Below are 18,536 nucleotides of genomic sequence, written 5' to 3'. Positions count from 1 at the left end.
AAAACCGATGGCTCTATCGCGATTACCGCTGACGGCACTTTTTTGCGCCCTGGCAATGGGCGGCGGCGCGGCCATGGCGGCCAGCCAACCGAATATTCTGCTGATTGTGGCGGACGATCTCGGCTACTCGGATCTGGGCAGCTATGGCGGCGAGATTCACACCCCCAGGCTGGATGAACTGGCGCAACAGGGCGTGCAATTCACCAGCATGTACGCGGCGCCGACCTGTTCCATCACTCGCTCGATGTTGCTGTCCGGCACTGACAATCACTTGGTCGGACTGGGCACCATGGCCGAAGCCTTGCAACCGTTTCAACAGGGTAAACCGGGGTATGAAGGGTACTTGAACGGGCGGGCCTACTCGGTTGCCGAGCTGCTCAAAACGGGCGGCTACAACACGCTGATGGTCGGCAAATGGCACTTGGGTCTGGAGGCCGATCAAGGCCCGGATCGGCGCGGTTTCGAGCAGTCGTTCGCGCTGCTGGAAGGCGGGGCGACGCACTTCAAACCCGCCAGCGTTGCACCGACGCCCTTGGAGCAAGTGCATTACCGTGAAAACGGCCAGTCGGTAGAGCTTCCCGAGACGTTCTACTCCACCGACTTTTACACCGACAAGCTGATTGGCTATCTGCAAAACAGCCAACGTGAAGGCAAACCGTTTTTCGCCTATGCCGCCTACACGTCACCGCACTGGCCGTTGCAAGCGCCCAAGGAATACCTGGACAAATACCGCGGCCGCTTCGATCAAGGCTACGACACCGTGCGTTCGTCGCGCATTGAGCGGCTGAAAAAACTCGGCTTGCTGGACAAGGACTTTCAGCCGGCGCAACCGTTGCCCGTGAACCCTCGGCTGCCCGGTTGGCAGCAACTCACGGCTGAGCAGCAGAAAGTCGAAGCGCGGAAAATGGAAATCTACGCGGCAATGGTCGACAACCTCGATCACAACATTGGCCGGGTTATCGACTACCTGCGCCAAAGCGGCCAGTACGACAACACGGTGATCGTGTTCATGTCCGACAACGGCGCGGCGGCGGAAAATCATGCGCAGTTCTATCCACCCGGCGTGAACACCGATAACAGCCTGGCCAATCTGGGCCAGCGCGGCTCGCAGATCGACTATGGATTGCGCTGGGCGGAAGTCAGTGCCGCGCCTTTTCACTTGTTCAAGGGCACCACGGCCGAAGGCGGAATCAGTGTGCCGGCGATCATCCAACTGCCCAAGACACTGCGGCGTCAGGGTGTGGAAAGAGGCGTAGCGCGGGTGGATGATCTGGCGCCGACATTCCTTGATTTGGCGGGCATCGCTTTGCCGAGCGAAGCGGACAAACACCCGATCACCGGCCGATCCATCCTGCCCATGCTCGAAGGCAAGGGCAGCCCTCACGACGCTGAGAGTCTGGCCGGTGAGTTGTTCGGCAATGCTTATTATCGTGAGGGCAACCTCAAATTGTTGGGCATGCGCCCGCAAGCAGGTTTCGGCGATAACACACAGCCGCCGCAATGGCAGCTGTTTGATGTTGCCCAGGATCGTGGTGAAACCCGTGACCTGGCGGCGGCTCAGCCGCAGACGGTCGAACGGCTCAAGGCCGCGTGGCTCAAGTATGCCGAGCGGGTCGGCGTAGCGTTTCCGCCGCGTTAGTACGGCAGAGGCTTTGCACACAGTGGACGGCGTTTCTCGCCGCCACTGTTTTGCGGCCATCAACTCGTTGGGTTGCGCAGTCGCTCGATGATTCTGCGGGCACGATTGGCTCCGACGTCGACATGAATATCAATCATCGGACGTGTACCGAACCGGCACATGTTCTGGTACTGCGCTTCGATCACCACTTTGTCTTCGTCGAACGTCAATCGCGTCTGATGCAGAACTTTGGCTGTGACGGCCTCGGGATCATGTTCAGGGTTGGTGGCCATGGTCCAGAAATAGTGGCTTGAGGTGTCTGTTTCCGGCGTTACGCCGTGAAAACCACGCATATGAAAACCACCCCGATCCGGGTTGTTCAGGTCGTCCGTGCCTGCATCGATCGCGCCGGTCCAGATGCGCAGGTGATTGAAGTGAAATTCGATCTCCTGCCAGCGGTCGATGTTGCCTTTGAACGGGTAGGCCGCGGTGTAGGTCGGCGGCGGAACGGAATCGGGCATATGGCGAACCACACGAACCATTGAGTCATCACCATCGACGTTCATCTTCGCGTTCATATGAATGCTGGCGTTGCCGCCAATGGTGTGCAGATGGACATAACCCAAGTGGCTGAGATCCATGAGGTTGTCGTGGATGAGTTGATAGGGCGCGTCGTAGTGATAGACATCACCGTCGAACAGGTATTTGCCGCTGCTGTGCACGTCGTAGGACGGCGGCGCGAATGTCGGCTCTGGATGCTCGGCGCTGCCGAACCAGATCCAGATGATCTGATCCTGCTCCCGGACAGGGTAGGCAGGGACTTTGGCTTTGCTCGGGATCTTGTCCTGGCCCGGAATTTCGATGCATTTACCGCCTTCATTGAATAGCAGGCCGTGATACCCGCAGCGCAAACCACGTTCCTCCACCGTGCCGCCGGACAGCGGCAGTGCTCGATGGCAGCAGCGATCTTCCAGCGCGGCGACCTGGTTATCCGCCGTGCGAAAAAGCACCACAGGTTTATTCAGTAACGTACGGCCAAGGGGCTGGTCTTTCAGTTCCCGGCTCAAGGCCGCGACGTACCATTGATCGAGCGGGAAGCTCGGCGCATTGGCCGGGACAATTTCGTGTGCAAGAGGTTGGGCAGCGGTCGTCATGATGTTCTCCGGCGAGCGTTCGATGCTCGGTTCAGGTCAAAGGTCCAATACCAGTCGGGGCGATTTGGCACGTGAGCAGCACGGCGTGAAACGGTCATTGGCAGCGTGTTCGGCGGCGGTCATGAACTGGTCACGGTGATCGCCAATGCCTTCGAGCAAGCCCGTGACACAGGTGCCGCAGACGCCTTGCTCGCACGATGATTCGATGGCAATCCCGGCCTCATCGAGCACTTCGAAAACGGTGCGATCGGCGGGGATGTAAAAAATCTGCCCTGTGCTCGCCAGTTGAACTTCGAAGGGCAAATCAGCGCTTGCATCGACAGGTGCGGCGGCGAAGAACTCTCTGTGCACACGATCTTCGGGCCAGCCAGCGGTCTGCGCGGTGTCGAGAATGAAATTCATGAAACCGACCGGGCCGCATACGTAAAGGTGAGTCGTGGTATCTGGCGCGGCGAAGAGGGCGGTTGCATCGAGTTTCTGTTCGGGCGATCCGCTGTCGTCATGCAAGTGCACGTGGCTGGCGAACGGCGCTTGTCGCAGGTATTGGATAAACGCGGCGCGCTCGCTGGATCGGAAGCTGTAATGCAGCTCGAAATCCGCGCCTTGATAATGAAGCTCATGAGCCATTGCCAGCATCGGCGTAATGCCAATACCGCCGCCAAACAGCAGGTGACGCTTGGCTGAGACCGCGAGTGGAAAGAGGTTGCGGGGTTCGCTGATGCTGAGCGTCTGTCCTTGGCTGATGGTTTCGTGCATCGCAGTGGAACCGCCGCGTGAGGCGGGATCCTTCAGCACACTGATTACGTAGCGATGACGCTCTCGGGAGTCATTGCACAGCGAGTATTGCCGGGTGAGGCCGCCGGCAATATGGATGTCGATGTGGGCTCCGGCGTTGAACGGTGGTAACGGCCGGCCGTCTGCTGCGCACAGCTCAAAACTGCAAATACCCTCGGCCTCGACGACCTTGCGGGTGACGCTGACTTGAAGCATGACTTCTCCCTCCACATTGAAGTGGCTGCTGAAAAACGAAAGGGGGACTTGCGGGTGACTAATCAGCCAGGCAAGAAGAAGTAGAAAGGGTGGGTAATCATGGGCGCCAAGGAAGGGCACAGTTGGGGAGCGTTCATAAGCAAGACCTGTTAATTATTTTTTTGAGGTTGTGCTACGGCGTATCATGCGGCGCATCGTCCGCAATGACAGGCTGAGTGAATCCTCAGATAATTTAGTTGCGGTGTCAACCAAATTGCAAGATCTTCGATCTACGGTGTTTTCTCGATGCCTACCGATACACAACTGAACCTGTCGCGTTATGTACCTGGCCTGGTGACGTTCCTGGCGAACAAACTCGCCACCGGGGCTTCCCAGTGCTATCGCAAACACTTCGGAATCGGCGTGGTTGAATGGCGGATGCTTTCAATGCTCGCCGTTGAATCCGACATCACTGCCAATCGAATCTGTCAGGCGATCGGTCTCGACAAGAGCGCGGTCAGTCGTTCATTGCAGACGCTGGAAGCAGCGGGGCGGATCACCAGTCAGCTGGATCCCAGGGACGCGCGGCGTTACACCGTGCGATTGACGGCCAGCGGTAAAGAACTACATGACCGCGTGCTCAAAGTTGCACTTGAGCGAGAAGCGCGACTGCTCAGCGGATTGACGCCGGCTGAGGTTGATACGTTGATTGACTTGCTTGGGCGCCTGCATCTGCAAGTACCCAATGTGAACAGTTACGACCCGAGTGAGGAGTGAGTCGCGGCAGACCGCAGCGTGGAATTGGCGTTGAAAGCTGCTGCGCGGTGCGAGTTGCCGGACTGCTGATATCTGCTGTGCAGGGGTGTACACGTCTAGCCGAACGCCTGAATTCCGCCCATCGTGACTGAAAGAAACCGGCCAGGAATGATCACCATGATGCGCCTGGAAAACGTGCTGGTTTAATGATTGGAAGCGTTGCTCAGTTGCTGAAGCTCAAGTTGCCTGGCGGCACTGGCTTCCAGAGTGGCGCGCTCTTCATCCAGATACCGATAAACGCTTTGGAGGTTGGCGATTTTCTGTTTGATGTCGGCCATCTTCTTTTCAATCAGCTTCGCGCCTTCAGCACAATCGATCAGCTTGTTCCGCTGCGCATCCAGAATCTCGCCGATTTCCCCCAGAGAAAATCCCATGCTTTGCGCGCGCTGGATAAAGTCCAGATCCTGCAGAGTTTGCTCGTTGTAAACGCGATAGTTGTTGGTTTGCCGTAGGGGGGAGATCAGGCCTATTTGCTCGTAGTAGCGCAACGTATGACGGCTGGCGCCGCTGCGCGCTTCGAGTTCGCCGATTTTCATGGAAACACCGCTTGACTGTAGAGTGGGGTCGATACTTTACGCTTGATTTCTCACCTTCAACAAGGAACAGGGAAATGAGCGTGGAGTGCTTTGTCACAGGCGGGACGGGTTTCGTCGGCCAACATTTAGTGGCGAACCTGAGTGCAAAAGGTCACACCGTTCGGGTGTTGATGCGTCGCCCGGAGCGACTGGCGGCCTTGCGCGAGCAAGTCGATCATTTGGGCGGGTGCGCAGCCCGGGTATTCGCCGTCGCTGGCGATCTGGAACACGACAACCTCGGGCTGAGCGCTGCTGACCGACAAGTGCTGAGGCGCGCCAGCGTCATGTTCCACTTGGGCGCGCACTTCGCATGGGGGCTTTCAGTGGAGCACTCTCGTGCGGTGAACGTAGAAGGGGCAAAGCGCGTGGCGCTGTTGGCGGCTGAGCAAAAAAGCCGTTTAGTGATGATCGGCGGCTACATGCTGAAAAATCATGAACATCTACAACGCATCGGCATTGACCCTTGCTATCCGGAACGGACGAATTGGCCTGCCGTCTACCGGCGTGTCGGTGGTTACGAGGGAAGCAAGCTGGAGGCGCATTTTGCGACCCTGGAGGTCATGTCAGCCAAGGGCGGGGAGATTACTGTTGTCCACCCTGCGACGGTCTGTGGCCACAGCCGCACGGGGCATATCCTTGACGGTCAGCCGCTGGTGGAGCTGATACGCAACCTTGTGCAGGGCAAGTTGACTGCGGTGCCCGGCACCGCCAGGCACTGGCTGCCACTGGTCACCGTGGATTACCTGGCTGAACTGGTGGCAGTTTGTGCATTTGATCCTGCCATGGTGGGTCAGGAACTGCTGGCGCTTGATGACCAGACGCCAAACCTGCGAGAGCTCCTGACACAGGTTGCACAACCGTTGGGATTAAAGTCTCCCAAGCATCACATTTCACTTCGATTGCTGAAGCTGCTACTGAGTATTCCTCCCGTAGCGAGGTTCTTGAATTCAAAACCCGAAGCCCTGGATTTTATCCAGACCACTCGTTTTAATACGGCGGCGGTTGAGCAATTTGCTAACAGGCACGGAATAGCCAAACCGGATATACGTCAGTCTCTGCAGCACACTGCCATGTTCGTCAACTCGTATTGCATCGCCAAAGGCCAGGCCCTCTGACCGTTGGCGACATGACGGCGAATAGCACTCTATCGGTATTAGTCGGCTGTTCGTGTCCTCAAACTTTGCGCCGTCGATACAGGGCGGCTTTCTATCGAACGACCATTCAGCGACAGGGATCGTCATCCATGCAATCGACTTTCAGGAAAGGCGTCATATTTGCACTCTCCGCTGCGGCACTGAACGCAACGATCGGTGTACTCAGCAAAATACTCATGAGTAATGGTTTCACCTCTACCAGTGTTGCTGTCATCAAGACCGTACTGGGTTGCGTGCTTCTCTCGATTCTGTTGTTTTTCCTCAAGCGCCCGGCGACATCGACCAAATGGACGCAGGCGGCTGTCTGCGCGTTTCTTGGCATCTTTGTGCTGTTCCATTTCGAAACGTCCGCCTATCGACACTACGCTGCGGCAGGTGTGGTGGTGGTGCTGATGGCCAGCGCGTCAATTTCCTCGATCATTCTGGGGCGCATTTTCCTCAAGGACGCGATCACCGCGAACGCTACTGTTGGCGCGACCCTGGCTATCGCCGGAATCTCGGTAATCTTCGGCGGCGACCTGCAGCAGGGCTTTACACTGCAAGGTGCTGCGCTCGCCGCCGTGGCCGGTTCCGGCTATGGAGCCTTTTCGGTGGCTATGAAGCGTATGGGGGTGTCGGGAGGACTGCACTTCACCCGCCAATTGCTGTTCTTTGGCAGCCTGTACTTGCTGATGCCGGCTGCCGCCGATGGTTTTGTAATAGGCGAGTTGTCGCCGATGGCGATCGCCGCGTTGCTGGCGTTGGCCACGCTGCCGACAATCCTGGGCTTCTTCTGCACAACCAAGGCCATCGAGTATCTCAAGCCATCCCAAGTACAAGCGCTGGAATTGACCGAGCCACTGTTTGCCGCGCTGCTGGCGTTTGTGGCGCTCAATGAAGTACCGCGCGAAAGCCTCTACGCGGGAGCGGTGCTGATCATAGTCGGCCTGTGTTTCTCCAATGAACTCATACGCTTGGGCAGCAAAGCTTCCGTCCCTTCGACCGAGTGAGGCTATTTCGGATCCTTATTACGTGCGGTCCAAGAAGAATACGATAAAGAGAAAAGCAAGAAAGGCTGAAGTTCTGGCTGGAAAAACCGGGCCCAGTCCAAAGCTGACAGTGGAGGGTATGCGGTTGCTTCGATGCTTTTCAATGAACATCATCAGAACTCGACAAGGAGGAGTCCCCCATGACCAAACCAATGCTTCATTTGATGTCAGGCAAGATTGCATCCGGTAAATCGACGTTGGCCAAGTCCTTGGCGTTTGAACGGTCGGCTATTTTGATGAGTGAGGATCATTGGCTCTCAAGGCTTTACCCTGATCAGATCCAATCAGTGGCCGATTACGTGAGGCTTGCGCGTCAGATTCGGGCACTGGTGGGCCCGCTTGTCATCGATGTGCTGAAGGCTGGCGTGACTGTGGTTCTGGATTTCCCGGCCAACACGCCAGAGGATCGGCTGTGGTTACGCGGTCTGGCTGACGCTGCCGAAATTCCCCACTGTTTCCACTACATCGAAGTGGATGATGAGACCTGTCGGGGCAGGCTACATCGGCGCAATGGCCGCGCCGAGCATGAGTTTACAGCAAGCGACGCTGAGTTCGATTTGATAACGAGCTACTTTCGTGCTCCAGATACGAATGAGGGGATACGGATTGAAATTCACCGATACTGAAGGGCGGGCATATTTCTTGGAGTGAGTTATCTGGAACGTCTGCTTCTGGCGTCGCAGGTGATCGTTGATGAGAGGGGTAACCATGAACAACAGCCGAACTGCACTGGTCACTGGAGCAACCAAAGGGATCGGTTTTGCACTCAGTACTCAGTTGAATCAGGCAGGCTGGAATGTGGTCGGCATCGCCAGGCATCCGGTTGATGATTTTCCCGGGAAGCTGTTGCTCTGTGATTTAAGCGATGCTCAGCAAACGAGGAAAATGCTTGAGAAACTCCTGGAACGGACCTCTATTGATGCCGTCGTCAATAACGCAGGTGTTGCGTCTGCGCAAAGCCTGGAAACGCTTGAACTCGAAACACTCCAAAACGTTTTTGACCTGAATGTCAGAGCCTCGGTACAAATCACCCAGGCTTGCCTGCCGTCTCTGAAGCGATCGTCTGCGGGACGCATCGTGAATGTCTGCAGCCGTGCCATTTTTGGAGCCCGGGACAGAACCGCTTACGCTGCCGCAAAAAGTGCATTGGTGGGGGTCACGCGTACGTGGGCACTTGAGTTGGCGCCCATTGGCATTACGGTCAATGCAGTCGCACCGGGCCCCATAGACACCGAGCTTTTCCGAAAAAACCGTCCCGTGGGAAGTGAGGGTGAGCGTCAGATACTCTCCACCATTCCGATGCAAAGACTGGGCACGCCATCAGAAGTGGCCTCGCTGATTACCTTCCTGCTGAGCGAGGGAGCATCCTTCGTTACCGGCCAGGTGATCAGCGTCGATGGGGGAGGGAGTCTCGGTGGCAAATAGCGATACGAAGAAGATTTCCGGCCTTCGTTCCCGATCATGGAATTTAACTGATGAGTCGGATGCGACAGTTTAATGAGGGAAACTCATCAAAATACGCTTACGTGATCCGTAGAATCATCTGACGTGGTCGCTCGTCCGGCTTCCATCCCGATTTCAAGTTGTGAGGCCTCATGAATGTAAGCCGCGCCAACGTCGCAGACTTTGTCTACTTTCTCGCCATTACCCGCCATCAAAGCTTTAATCGCGCAGGCAAAGAGGTGGGCATCAGCGCCTCCGCCTTGAGCCACACAATGAAGAGGGGGAAACCTGATGGGTAAACGTTTATTAGGAGTGGTGGCATTGGCTGGATTACTGGCAGGACAAGCGCTGGCCGCCGAGGAAAATGGCTTGGTGGTGCGCATCGCGCAACTCGAAATCGATCCTGCACAGGTTGCGGCCTATCAAGCCGCAGTCAAGGAAGAGATCACAGAGTCGACTCGAACAGAGCCGGGCGTCATATCAATCTACGCCGTCGCCGAAGTCGACCGCCCGAACTGGTTTCATTTCTTCGAAATCTACGCCAGCGATTCGGCATACCGAAGCCATATCGAATCGCCGCACTTCAAAAAGTACGCTGCCACAACCCAGTCGATGATTGTATCGAAGCGCTTGATTGAAACCGCGCCAATCGAGCTAAGCCCCCGGCCTGCGCCGTAACAGGCCAGTTCGAAAGAGATTTGCGCGCTGGGCGGGCTGGCTTTTTAAATGGAGGAAAGTGATGAAAAGGGATGAGTTCGACGCAGACCTTACGGTTCACGTTTAACTACACTAAATGGACGTTTAGTCGAGTTAACGTAAATTGGCGGCATATTTGACGGAGAAGAGCCCATGATCATGTGTGAAGCCAAAGCTGAAGACATTATTAAAACGTTGGATCTGCAGCCTCACCTCGAAGGTGGCTATTTCCGTAGAACCTATCAGGCCGATCATCGCGTCCCACTCGAAACCCCCAGCGGTCCACGGTATCTGATGACCTCGATTTACTATCTGCTGGATCAGCAATCACCGGTGGGCCAGTTTCATTTCAATCGATCCGACATCCTGCATTATTTCCACCTGGGCGACGCCATTGAGTACAGCCTGATTCATGCTGACGGCTCGTTGCAGACATTGGTGATGGGCGCCGACATTCTGGCAGGACAGCTTTTGCAATTACACGTACCGGGTGGACTATGGAAAGCTTCGCGGTTGCTCGAAGGCGAAAACGGATTTGGGCTGATCAGCGAAGCCGTTTCGCCAGGATTTGATTTTGCCGATATGGAAATGGGTGATCGGCAGAAACTCACGCAACAATTTCCACAGCATCGAACGCCGATTGAAAAGCTGACGCGTGATGAGGGTTGAGCGCCGTCGAATTCAAGGAAAAGCAGTGGATCGGATTCAGGTCGATTCTGTAGGCTGAAATCCACTGTGCAACCGGGCTGATCTCGCAACATCTTGTTACGTGTAATGTATATTATGTTAAATCATGTATTACGCTATGCGCCCTGCGGCAACAGTCCAATCCTACAAGCCCCCGTTTCCCAGAAAATCAAAACCTTCGGTTGGATTCATATTACGATCTCTGCGCATAGCCCCTCACTAAACTCCGGCTGACCCCCACTCAATCGTCAACCCCATTCGGCCATGGCAAAGGCAATGCTTTCGCTGTTCACCAGGTAATAGCCACTTGTGAACAGAGACCGAGCATTCCCAACGTCAGTGATGCCACTTCAGCCTCTGCGTTAAACTCCGCCGCCTATCGCACCCTCTTAATCGGCAACAGGGTCGCTGTGAAGTCCCACGCAATCTTATGGAAATCACTATGAAATTTTTGACAGGCCGGGACAAAGCCGCTCTTAAAGCAATGATCCCAAAGCTCGCGCCACTCGTAGGTGCAGATAAGGTCGTAGGAGCATATGAGGCAATCAAACTCGTCGTGGACTCCCGCAAAGAAGAAAGGGTCAACCGATATTGCTTAGCGCTGCTGTCAGAGGTCAGCGACGTCGATCTGAATGAAATGGATTCATGGGATGAAAATCTGGACATCGACTTCGGAGATTTGCTGCAAACCTGCATGGATGACAGTGACAGTCGAAAAACCGAAGCCTACGCTCGCCTAACCATCGCTATACGCTTGCGTAACCTCGACGCCGAGTACAGGCGATACTTCATCCTCGCGCTGAAGCAACTGAGTTCCAGAGAGCTTGAATTGCTCCAGCGAGGCTACGTTGCCAGACATTGGGAGATTATCCCGGATGCCGGATTCGATGTACTCAATCAGGCTACTGTGTACAACCCCAAAAAGCTCGGAATCGTTGGTGGCCTATCCGTAGAAGTCTTCAGGCGCCTCGGTTTCTTAAACAACGACGGAATCACTGCTCTTGGCGAGACATTCGTCGAATCTACACATTCGAAAGACGATCTGACTCCACTCGCTCTCGAATGGAGGGCCTGGCAGCAAAGCCCGATCGCGGTGGTGGTCGGCGATCAGCGAAAGGTAGCCGCCTTCAAGGAGGCAATGAAAAATTACCGAGTGAAAGTGAGTGAGCTAGCAGACTCAGTACTGACAGACACTCGTAACAATCGCGTAGCTTTCACTGCAGTAGTTTTCCTTGGCCCATTCGGCGGCTGGACGCACAGACAAAGAATGAATTGGTCTAGTTATACAGATAAGAATCCGGGCCAGTGCATTTTGATCGACGCTGAAGGAGGCACCCTCAACGGACGATACTGTATGACCTTTAGCGTCCACAACTCCTTGGACGAGACAGCACGATCAATCCTGCGCCATTACGAGTACATCGTTGATGACCCGATCATCCCATAGGCATGTGCCCTACCAGTCTGGTGGCTAACCATACTTCGAGTAAAATCATCGCGAGTGCCGCGGCTTTGACGCTTAAGCTCTCTGATCGCCATATCCAGTAGGTTAGAGATTTCGTCTGCTTTGTCTGCTTCGAAGGTGAAAGTCAGCAATGCCGATGACCTTTTCCTTAGCGTTTTTCGTACGTCATTACTGCGCGCAAAACGCAGACCGATGGTCAGGCTTCAGATTTCCCCCCATCTATCTTATAAACTTATAAAGCCTTGTACGTCGCGTTGCTGCAAAAAAGCATTTCAATCCATTAGCCACTCCTAAGGAAATTTATCGAAGGTCTCATCGCTAGAATTCAAATTCCACGCCCAAGCCTTCGTGATATCCCATGATCCAGTCTCCCAGGGATATGCCCTCCCACTCCGTATCCCAATACTGTCGGAGGAGTTCGGCGATTTCCGACCAGGACAGTTCCGACAGATCCTTCTGCAGGTATTTCATGACATCCTTGATTCGCCTGGCTACTAGCGAGAGCGTCCGGTTTTTCGCTGTTTCGACAGCGATGGACTCACACCAGGATCGGACAAACGCTTCCCAGGCCATCGTGTCTTGCCTGAACCGCGGCATCGCAGGGAATTCATATCCGTTTACATACCGGTTTTTGAAATCCCCATCCCGCGCAAGCTGAAGATCCTGATCAAGTTTTTTGAGAAAGCGAAGTCGATATGAGGCTGGATTCACTTTGCCATTCCAACCCTCGATGTATTGCTGCGGCGCCACGCTAGCGGCTTCGAGTTCTCTCCATACCTGGTTGAGCCCTGCCAGAAGCTGTTCAATCCGACTCTCTATCCACTTTTCGTCGCACCCATTCGCCAAAATGCGGGAGATGTTTCTACTTCGAGCAGCGGACGCTTTGGATTTCATGATTTTGCTGCGCTTGCGATGGCAGTCATTCGAGATCCAATCTCCCAAATGGGTCCACACTGCAAGGCGAGATTTCCAAAGGGGTTGTTCTCCCTCTGGTGCCTCGACTTCCTGAGCGTCAGGACCATTCAGGTAGCTGTACCGCACAACGTTACGTTCACCCTTCTCCGTGAAACTACTTCTGGCGAAGATCCGTGCAACCAGGTCCTGAGGCAAACTCTTTTTCAGTTGGATATTGAGCGTCGCAAATTGGGGGGCATTCCGATATTGAGCCGCTAGCATTCCTTGCTGCAACCATGCATCAAATCCCGATGGCAACTCACCTGGGCGTGCACTTCTGAGTGCAGGGAAGTGGATGAAAGGTAATTGGCTCATCCAAGTTGAAAGCCCTGGGACGCTCCTCTCCTCTGGCGAGTCGAATGTCGACAAGATATGAGAGAAATACGCTGCAATATCCGAGTCTTCATTAATCATTAACTCAGATTCAGCGATCAACTCGGCATTGATACCGCCACAAAACGCCGCGTTTGTCGCGTTTGCCGAACCAAAAAGCAACCGGCGTTTTCTCCTTCGAGGGACCTCCTTGCGCACAAACTCGAAGTAAAAGGCCTTCATATGCATGAGGCCAGCCGCGCGAGCAACCCGGATCTCGATTTTGAGCCCTTTGCGCTGGCAGTCGTGGATTCTCAATAGCGCCTCGAGTTGTATTCCGTCATCCACCAAAAGGCAGAACCGACCAGGCTTCAACTTAGTTACCAGTTCATTTAAAAACACCGCGTCAACGTAGGGGGCGACGACTAACGCTACTTCCGTGCGATAGCCGTCCGGTACAGACAGTAAGTTATAGCTCATTAAGGTGTTGGATCCGTCCTAACGCCCTAGAGCCCTGCGCCCTTAGGGTTTTGGAGGGGGATATTAAGCGAGCGCACGGCCATATGCTACCAAGTCGTTCAGTTTGCGCGCCAAACGCCTGCCTAGCCCCGGTTAGATATCAAAATTCTGGCGACTCGAATTAACCCAGAGCGAAGGATTATCTCGGCAATCTGTAGGGAATCTCCCAGAGGCGGTCCAAGCGAGCTTGAAAGTACGTCTAGTGCATCCAAGGTAATTCAGCTAAGAGGGGGGAGAGAAACGATGTCTATGAACACCGGTCGATGAACAGCGGCATTCGTATCAGAAGAAATAAGTCAGCAGCAGTATTGGGCCCGCGAGCGGCTTATTAGCATATAACATCGCCCACCTGTTAAGTCATGTATTACCCTATGCGCCCTTGCAGCATGTCCACTCGACCAATCCACTGTTGCCTACCTCAGGACGGTATCTTGTGAATCTGGATACTTCTGGGTTGTTCCACCCTGAGTAATCTATGGGTGGGCCGATAAAGAAATACAAAACCATTCACAGTTTAGTCGCGAGTAGCGATGCATAGAGCGAACCGTCGATGGAGCCTTCTACCAAGAGAGTTGCCGCTGCCTCTGCGCGGTCATCTCGAATCCTTGCAGGTTAACGGCAAACTCACCTCTTCCGCCCACCTCTCCCACGGACTCCTCCCCACCTTACAGTCGCCGATACTCTCCATGCTCGCCAATCGCAACGCCTCATGCCCGTCATCCCCAATGCCACAAGGCTTGATCAAATCACAGTTGATAAAAACCGTAATGTGCTCGGCACCATAGGGCCATCGTGCAATACCGCCCCGGGTATTCATATACATCTGGAACTTGGCGGAAGAATTGGTACCCACTTCAAGTGGCAGCAACAGCGTATCGAGCAATGCCCAATGAAATTCACGACCCACCGCAATCGGCGCATGAATCGGGCGACCCCACTGGAGATACCCGTCCTCATCCTGATTGCCCCCCAGAAAGCGCGCCTCGAAAGGCACTGGCAACCTGCACAAGATCTCATTGTTTTGCTCGATCGCCTTGTCTGCACAAGGCCCTTCGCCCACAGGCACCTGAAAAACCAAATAATTTCCATTGCAGCGTTTCAGGGCTTGAATGACATCGAACAGGATGTGCTTGTCATACATATCGGGCGTGTGATGCCAACTGTATTGATAAACGCAGTCGATAAACGACTGCGCCCACGCACCTTTTTCAAGTTCTGCACAATAATCCGAAAGAATCCTGAGACTCTCCGGCGTCTGACCTAGCCATTTCAGGAAACTCATCCTGGAGGCGATTTCCAAATTATTCATAAGTAGCGAAAACCCTCTTTGGCTCCTGACATAAAGCAAATCCAATACTTTCAGTAAGCTGTTCCCAAAGCCGTCGTTATTTATCGGCCTGCTGCCATTTTTCAGATGTTTTCATCGGAGGCGCTCGAGAAGTAGTGCAGCTTACGAAACCGGGTCGACCAACAGGCCGTGATAAACCCAGGTAGGTTCAACGTTTAAGGTGCTTTCAGGATTCACCGAGATCATCCCAATAAGGAGGCGCGCCGATCGCTTTGATGAAGTAGTCCCACACCACACGGACCTTCTGAGACCGCAGGCGATTCTCCGGGGAAAGCAGATGGATCTGGCTAGGCGTTTGCTCCACCGATCCCTGCCAATCAGGTAACAGCCGAATGAGCTGCTGGTTTATGAAGCTCTCGCGACTAAAGAGCCAGGACGGAAAAAACACGACCCCCCTGCCCGCCAGCGCGGCCTCCACCAGCACCTGCCCATTGTTACTTCTGAGTGGACCATGGACGTCGATGATCTCGGGTTTGTCGCTGCCAGGCTTTCTGAAATACCAGCGCTGCGCCCCGCCGGTTCCCTTGTAGACCAGGCAGGCATGATTCTGCAGATCCGCCGGCGACGCGGGTTGGCCATGCTTCGTTATGTAGTCCGCACTGGCGCACAGAACGTATTGCTGATCGCAGATTTTCCGGCCGATCAAGCCAGAGTCGCCCAGGTGCCCGACCCGGAAGATGATGTCAGCGCCCTCCTGAACCGGGTCGATAAAGGCATCGGTGACCGTCAACTCGACCGTCAGCGCGGGATACTTGTCATACAGACCGTTCAACAGTTTGACGATATGCAGGCTGCCGAACGCGACCGGCGCGTTGATCCGTACAAGTCCACGCACCTCGCAACCCTTGCCGGTTATTTCCTCATCAGCCGCATCGAGCAATTCCAGCACTTCGCGGATCTGCTGGTAATAACGCTCGCCCGCATCCGTCAGTTTCACTGCTCGGGTGTTTCGATAAAGAAGCTGCTGCCCCACCTCTCGCTCGAGCGCCGCGATGAAGCGCGAAACGGAGGATGCCGGCACTTGGAAGTGCCGAGCCGTCGCCGAGAAACTGCCAGTCACGGCAACCATGGCGAAGTACCGGTGCGCTTTGAGGTGCATGAGGAATTCCGATCATCAGGGACAGTTGGTTTGCACTAAAACAGAACTTCGCCTGCTTGTCCTCTCGCAACATCCTTGCAGGCCTGTTTGCAGCCGACATGAAAAAACAGCCGCCCCGAATAACGGTGACGGCTGCCAATGCTTCAGCGGCTACTTAGCCTTTATAGGGCGGGTAATCGACATAACCCTCGGCCCCGCCGCCGTAAAAGGTTTCGCGCTTGGCGTCGGTCAGAGGCCAGTTGTGCTGCAGCCGCGCCACCAGATCAGGGTTGCTGATGTAAGCGGTACCAAACGCGGCGAGGTCGATGATGCCGTCATTGATCAGATCGTCCGCACGCTGGCGCGACATGCCGCCCGCCAGAATCAGCGCGGTGGCCGGCAATTTCGACTTGATGGTCGACAGCAACTCAAGGAAGGTTGCCTTCGGCCCGCCGCCACCGCCCTCAGTACCCGGAGCAGGAAAACCGGACTGATCCATCACATGAACGTAGGCCAGTTGCCGCGCACCAATCTCCTCAGCCAGCGCGGTGTAGGTTTCATCGATTTGCTCGTACAGCGGCATATCGAACAACTGACCATACGGCGAAATACGAATGCCCACCCGACCCGCGCCAATCCGCGCGACCACGGCATCGATCACTTCCAGGGTGAAGCGCAGACGATTTTCCAGTCGATCGGCCGAGTACTGATCGGTTCGATCATTGACCAGCGGATTCATGAACTGCTCGAACAAATAGCCATTGGCACCGTGAATTTCCACGCCATCGAAACCCGCCTCAATCGCGTTTTGCGCAGCCTGTGCGAACTCACCGACGATCCGCGAAACCTCAGCCGTTTCCAGTTGACGGGGCGCCGGCGGCTCGACCAGTGCTGGCTTGCCATCAGCGTCATAACCGAACGCTGTCGCGCCGACGGCTTGCTTCGACGTGGCGCTCACAGGCAGTTTTCCACCTTCCTGGATCGACGGATGCGAGACGCGGCCGACGTGCCAGATCTGCGCAAACATCTTGCCGCCTACGGCATGCACCGAGTCGGTGGTCAGACGCCATCCAGCGATCTGCTCGGCAGTGAAGATGCCGGGATTGAACAGATAGCCCTGCCCTTCACGGGAAATCGGCGTGCCTTCGCTGACGATCAAGCCTGCGGTAGCGCGTTGCGCGTAATACAGCGCAACGCGTTCATCGGCAGCATCATTGGGTGCTCGCGAACGGGTCAGCGGCGCCATGACGATGCGGTTTTTGAGCGAGGTGTCGCCCAGGCGAAGTGCTTCGAAGAGTTTCGACATCAGAATTTTCCAAGGTTGATCAACTGAGACGACGATCAGCGCAGCGACAGGCTAACGATGTGGACTGTCTCGAACTCGCGCCAAAGGCCTGATGAGTTGCAGCAATGGATTGATGCTAACTTCTGATATTGATGGCAACAATCCGCCGGAATCGCAAATGACTATTGCTTTTTTAGCAATGAGATTTAGTCGGAGCCTGCTGATACTCCCGAGGCGTACAACCCAATTCCCGGCGAAACACCGTGTGCAGATACTGCGCAGATTTAAAGCCACAACTGCGCGCCACGTCGGCGATCACCGAGCCGTTATCCTTCAGCCCACTGATCGCCGCTGCCAATTTGAAACGCAGAATCTCGTCGTGCACGCTACAACCACGCTCAGCACGAAAATGCGCTTCAAGTGACGAACGCGACACACCGACATAAGCCGCGACCTGTGCCGTTTTGATGCCTTGGCAAGCGTACTGGCGGATGAACAGTAGCGCTTGCATGACGTAAGGATTGCCCAATGGCTGGTGCAAGCTCGACACCTGCACGTTGACCGCATCCGGGGGAATCAGGATTTGCGTGCCGGCGGACGGCATGCCGTGCAGCATCTGGTGAAGCAATTGCGCGGCGGTACGGCCCATGGTTTCCGTGCCCTGAATAACCGAGCTCAGCGGCACCCGGGTCAGGCTGCGGGTCAGCGGATCATTGTCGATGCCAATCAATGCCACCTGCTCCGGCACGGCAATGCCGGCGGTGAGGCAGGCTTGCAGCAATTGCCGGGCGCGGGCGTCGCTGACGGCAATGATGCCGATGGGTTTGGGCAGGCTTTGCAGCCAGGCGATCAGTTGTTCGACGGCGCTGTCCCACAGCGGTGCGCTGGTGCCCATGCCGCGATAGATTTCGCCGTGCAGGCCGTCGCGTTTCATCAGTTTGCGAAAGGCTTTTTCCCGCTCCTGCGCCCAGCGATTGGCTTGCGCTTCCGGCAGGCTGAAGCAGGCAAAACGTTGCAGTCCTGCTTCTATCAAATGCGTATAGGCCAGCGTCATCAGCGCATTGTTATCGGTGGCGACATAGGGAATCGCTTTCGGATAGGCGCGTTTATCCTCGTACGAGCCCCCTACCGCCACCACCGGCATCTGGATATCGGCCAGCGCCTCGCCAATCAGCGGATCGTCGAAATCGGCAATGATCCCGTCACCCTGCCAGCGCTCGATGCCTTTCAAACGACAGAGAAAATCCTCCTCGAGAAACAGGTCCCAGGAAGCGCGGGTGCTGCTCAGGTAGTTGCCGATGCCGCTGATGATCCCACGGTCGTAGATCTTGCTGCCGTTGAACAACAGAGCGATGCGGTGAACAGGCGGTACGGTTTTCATTGTTTTTATGCTTGTCCCGGGCCCCTTTTCACAGAGGCGATTGGCACAGACTAG

General features: G+C 55.3%; 17 protein-coding genes and 1 pseudogene. 10 read left to right on the top strand and 8 right to left on the bottom strand.

The window, feature by feature from the left end; genetic code table 11:
* The first annotated feature begins 7 nt into the window (after positions 1 to 7).
* Positions 8 to 1,639 (top strand): arylsulfatase, encoded by a 1,632-nt coding sequence (locus tag CCX46_RS15220; RefSeq protein WP_127927681.1) that lies wholly within the window; start codon positions 8 to 10, stop codon positions 1,637 to 1,639.
* 59 nt (positions 1,640 to 1,698) lie between these two features.
* Here CCX46_RS15220 and CCX46_RS15215 read toward each other — a convergent pair whose 3' ends face one another.
* Both CCX46_RS15215 and CCX46_RS15210 read right to left on the bottom strand, forming a co-directional pair.
* Positions 1,699 to 2,772 (bottom strand): aromatic ring-hydroxylating dioxygenase subunit alpha, encoded by a 1,074-nt coding sequence (locus CCX46_RS15215; protein ID WP_127927678.1) that lies wholly within the window; start codon positions 2,770 to 2,772, stop codon positions 1,699 to 1,701.
* A gap of 36 nt (positions 2,773 to 2,808) precedes the next feature.
* Positions 2,809 to 3,762, bottom strand: a complete 954-nt coding sequence (locus tag CCX46_RS15210) for a PDR/VanB family oxidoreductase (protein WP_127930403.1) — start codon at positions 3,760 to 3,762, stop codon at positions 2,809 to 2,811.
* Between the two features lie 285 nt (positions 3,763 to 4,047).
* On the opposite strand from CCX46_RS15210, the gene CCX46_RS15205 reads away from it, so the two are divergent.
* On the top strand, positions 4,048 to 4,518 hold the full coding sequence (locus tag CCX46_RS15205; protein ID WP_127927676.1) for a MarR family winged helix-turn-helix transcriptional regulator: 471 nt from the start codon (positions 4,048 to 4,050) through the stop codon (positions 4,516 to 4,518).
* 182 nt (positions 4,519 to 4,700) lie between these two features.
* Here CCX46_RS15205 and CCX46_RS15200 read toward each other — a convergent pair whose 3' ends face one another.
* Positions 4,701 to 5,093, bottom strand: a complete 393-nt coding sequence (locus CCX46_RS15200; RefSeq protein ID WP_095048956.1) for a MerR family transcriptional regulator — start codon at positions 5,091 to 5,093, stop codon at positions 4,701 to 4,703.
* Between the two features lie 74 nt (positions 5,094 to 5,167).
* On the opposite strand from CCX46_RS15200, the gene CCX46_RS15195 reads away from it, so the two are divergent.
* The 8 genes and pseudogenes from CCX46_RS15195 (at position 5,168) to CCX46_RS15160 (ending at position 11,587) form a co-directional block, all read left to right on the top strand.
* Positions 5,168 to 6,247, top strand: a complete 1,080-nt coding sequence (locus CCX46_RS15195) for an SDR family oxidoreductase (RefSeq protein ID WP_127927674.1) — start codon at positions 5,168 to 5,170, stop codon at positions 6,245 to 6,247.
* A gap of 128 nt (positions 6,248 to 6,375) precedes the next feature.
* The gene (locus CCX46_RS15190) at positions 6,376 to 7,275 is read left to right on the top strand and encodes a DMT family transporter (RefSeq protein WP_095118873.1); all 900 of its coding nucleotides are present in this window, start codon (positions 6,376 to 6,378) and stop codon (positions 7,273 to 7,275) included.
* Positions 7,276 to 7,454: 179 nt separating this feature from the next.
* A complete protein-coding gene (locus CCX46_RS15185) occupies positions 7,455 to 7,940 on the top strand; it encodes an AAA family ATPase (RefSeq protein ID WP_127927671.1) in 486 nt (161 codons plus the stop codon).
* 82 nt (positions 7,941 to 8,022) lie between these two features.
* Positions 8,023 to 8,739, top strand: coding sequence for an SDR family oxidoreductase (locus CCX46_RS15180; protein WP_095049093.1), 717 nt, complete (start codon positions 8,023 to 8,025; stop codon positions 8,737 to 8,739).
* Between the two features lie 170 nt (positions 8,740 to 8,909).
* Positions 8,910 to 9,035, top strand: a pseudogene (locus CCX46_RS15175) (helix-turn-helix domain-containing protein); the annotation flags it as partial.
* A 13-nt stretch (positions 9,036 to 9,048) separates the two neighbouring features.
* Positions 9,049 to 9,435, top strand: coding sequence for a putative quinol monooxygenase (locus tag CCX46_RS15170; protein ID WP_127927669.1), 387 nt, complete (start codon positions 9,049 to 9,051; stop codon positions 9,433 to 9,435).
* A gap of 171 nt (positions 9,436 to 9,606) precedes the next feature.
* Entirely contained in the window at positions 9,607 to 10,122 is a 516-nt protein-coding gene (locus CCX46_RS15165; protein ID WP_127927667.1) for a cupin domain-containing protein, read from the top strand.
* A gap of 460 nt (positions 10,123 to 10,582) precedes the next feature.
* The gene (locus CCX46_RS15160; RefSeq protein ID WP_127927665.1) at positions 10,583 to 11,587 is read left to right on the top strand and encodes a hypothetical protein; all 1,005 of its coding nucleotides are present in this window, start codon (positions 10,583 to 10,585) and stop codon (positions 11,585 to 11,587) included.
* A 336-nt stretch (positions 11,588 to 11,923) separates the two neighbouring features.
* Here CCX46_RS15160 and CCX46_RS15155 read toward each other — a convergent pair whose 3' ends face one another.
* From CCX46_RS15155 to CCX46_RS15135, 5 genes are all read right to left on the bottom strand, one after another.
* Positions 11,924 to 13,351, bottom strand: coding sequence for a hypothetical protein (locus tag CCX46_RS15155; protein ID WP_127927663.1), 1,428 nt, complete (start codon positions 13,349 to 13,351; stop codon positions 11,924 to 11,926).
* 631 nt (positions 13,352 to 13,982) lie between these two features.
* A complete protein-coding gene (locus tag CCX46_RS15150) occupies positions 13,983 to 14,699 on the bottom strand; it encodes a hypothetical protein (RefSeq protein ID WP_127927661.1) in 717 nt (238 codons plus the stop codon).
* 205 nt (positions 14,700 to 14,904) lie between these two features.
* The gene (locus tag CCX46_RS15145) at positions 14,905 to 15,837 is read right to left on the bottom strand and encodes a LysR family transcriptional regulator (RefSeq protein WP_127927659.1); all 933 of its coding nucleotides are present in this window, start codon (positions 15,835 to 15,837) and stop codon (positions 14,905 to 14,907) included.
* A 154-nt stretch (positions 15,838 to 15,991) separates the two neighbouring features.
* The gene (locus CCX46_RS15140; RefSeq protein WP_127927657.1) at positions 15,992 to 17,122 is read right to left on the bottom strand and encodes an alkene reductase; all 1,131 of its coding nucleotides are present in this window, start codon (positions 17,120 to 17,122) and stop codon (positions 15,992 to 15,994) included.
* A gap of 172 nt (positions 17,123 to 17,294) precedes the next feature.
* Positions 17,295 to 18,482, bottom strand: a complete 1,188-nt coding sequence (locus CCX46_RS15135; protein ID WP_127927655.1) for a XylR family transcriptional regulator — start codon at positions 18,480 to 18,482, stop codon at positions 17,295 to 17,297.
* Between the last annotated feature and the right edge of the window lie 54 nt (positions 18,483 to 18,536).

Source organism: Pseudomonas sp. RU47 (genome assembly GCF_004011755.1).
Lineage (GTDB): Bacteria > Pseudomonadota > Gammaproteobacteria > Pseudomonadales > Pseudomonadaceae > Aquipseudomonas.
Note: the sequence above shows the minus strand (reverse complement) of the source record. Positions and strands in the feature narration are given on the sequence as shown.